Genomic DNA, 1741 nt, shown 5'->3' with positions numbered 1-1741 from the left:
TTTATTTTCTCATCTTGGGAGATGTTTCCACGATTACATTATCTGGTTCCCGGCAGATTCCGGGCTGGAGCCAGTGTATTTTTACCTTAATAGTCCTTATGGTAAAACGACATACAAGGCATTTTGGTGAATTAGAGGATAATAAATTAATGTTCGAGAGGTTGGAGAAAATTCTCACAAACAAACTCACCGCTACCGATATTGATAAGCGCTTCTATACTCATGAAATCAGAGAGCTAGAACGATATCGTATGCTAGGAATACCGGATGATGTCAATGATAAATCTGTTTGGAATGATGCTCATACAGCAACTCTGGAAGATTTTAAAATTAATGAAAAAACTCAGCCATTATATACTTCAGAAGCTGAAGATGCATATATCAAAGCAGAGTTAAAAAATTCGTTAGGGAGTAAATAATGTCAATCATGGAAAAGATAATTCAAAATGAAACAGTAGAAGATGTTCTGTTAGCTTTTACTCCTAATACAGCCTATCAAGGTATTGAGAGGATGTATGTAAGATATCGTTTTAATATAGTCTCTAACCGAGAACTTTTATTTACTTATCAGAGGCTAATAAAAGAAGCCAAGTTGGCTGAGGATGAAAAGGGCCATACATTAAAAGGCCCGAATTGGAAAGAGCCGAAATTCGTGACCGACAAAAAATACGGTGTTGAATAATAAAAAATATGCTTCAGTTAACGTCCAGTCAATGAGTGTATTGTTGGGCATTTTTCTTATTTTATAATAATCTTAATGTGAAAATATATTCATGATGAGAATTATAAGGGGGATGTATTTAGGCTGGTTTGATAAAAAAGAAGTTTTTCTCAGCTACTTAACACTTAATAATATGACTGTCAGATCTAATTTTATTATCCAGACTAATGGTGGGTTATTATTTAAATAGTAAAAAAATATTCAGTTATAATATGATTTTTTGGCGACTTTTATGTTTATTTAAAACTCACCCATGGTGAGCGAATTACGGGGATCTGGCTGGTAGATGCGGGTAAAGATATGGGGGCACCCATTCCCGCTCAGATTGCCGATAAATTACGTGGCAGGCGGTTTAGTAATTTTGGTAGATTTAGGGCGGCGTTTTGGCGAGAGGTGGCGAATGATCCTGAGTTGGTTGGTCAGTTTATTATTAGTAATCGCGAGCGTATGAGTGTAGGTAAGGCCCCTAAAGCTAAAAAAATTGATTCTGGTGGTAAGCGTATACCATTTGAAATCCATCATGTTAAATTTATTAAAGATAATGGCGAAGTATACAATATAGACAATTTGAGAATTTTAACTCCAAAACTACATATAGAACTTCATTCAAAAAATAAAGGTAAGCAATGAAACTAAAAAATAGTATTTCTGAATATACGGAAGAAGAATTTATTGATTTTTTAAAGGAGATATTTAAAGAAAATATTGCGGACACAGATGCTCGACTAGATGAATTATTAGAACACTTTGAGTGTGTTACGGAACATCCAGAAGGCACTGATCTTATATATTACCCACTGTCAGATTATGAATGTACACCAAGGCAGATACTTGAAAAAGTAAAAAAATGGCGAGCTGAAAATGGTAAGCCCGGTTTCAAAAAATAAATAAAACATATAATCCAAACCGCCTTCTGGGGGTTTGGATTTGTAAATGTAATTAGTAACGTAAATATTAATTCAATAATTTATTTTCTCATCTTGGGAGATGTTTCCACGATTACATTATCTGGTTCCCGGC

The 1741-nt window shown here is 34.3% G+C and carries 3 protein-coding genes and 1 pseudogene; all 4 read left to right on the top strand.

Annotation, left to right across the window (positions count from 1 at the left end; genetic code table 11):
• Positions 1-419 (top strand): annotated as a pseudogene (locus AC971_RS23750) (S-type pyocin domain-containing protein); the annotation flags it as partial.
• Positions 419-682 carry a hypothetical protein gene (locus AC971_RS21410; RefSeq protein WP_025382116.1) on the top strand — a complete coding sequence of 88 codons (264 nt, stop codon included), beginning with the start codon at positions 419-421 and terminating at the stop codon, positions 680-682. The pseudogene AC971_RS23750 and the gene AC971_RS21410, both read left to right, overlap by 1 nt.
• Positions 683-1021: 339 nt before the next feature.
• Positions 1022-1351, top strand: coding sequence for an HNH endonuclease signature motif containing protein (locus tag AC971_RS21405; RefSeq protein ID WP_025382117.1), 330 nt, complete (start codon positions 1022-1024; stop codon positions 1349-1351).
• Positions 1348-1608: a bacteriocin immunity protein gene (locus tag AC971_RS21400; RefSeq protein WP_025382118.1), complete on the top strand. Its 261-nt coding sequence runs from the start codon at positions 1348-1350 to the stop codon at positions 1606-1608. The genes AC971_RS21405 and AC971_RS21400 overlap by 4 nt, the downstream gene beginning before the upstream one ends.
• Positions 1609-1741 lie beyond the last annotated feature (133 nt).

Origin of the sequence: Yersinia similis (genome assembly GCF_001053095.1) — a bacterium.
Lineage (GTDB): Bacteria > Pseudomonadota > Gammaproteobacteria > Enterobacterales > Enterobacteriaceae > Yersinia > Yersinia similis.
This window is presented reverse-complemented; position numbering and strand designations above follow the sequence as displayed.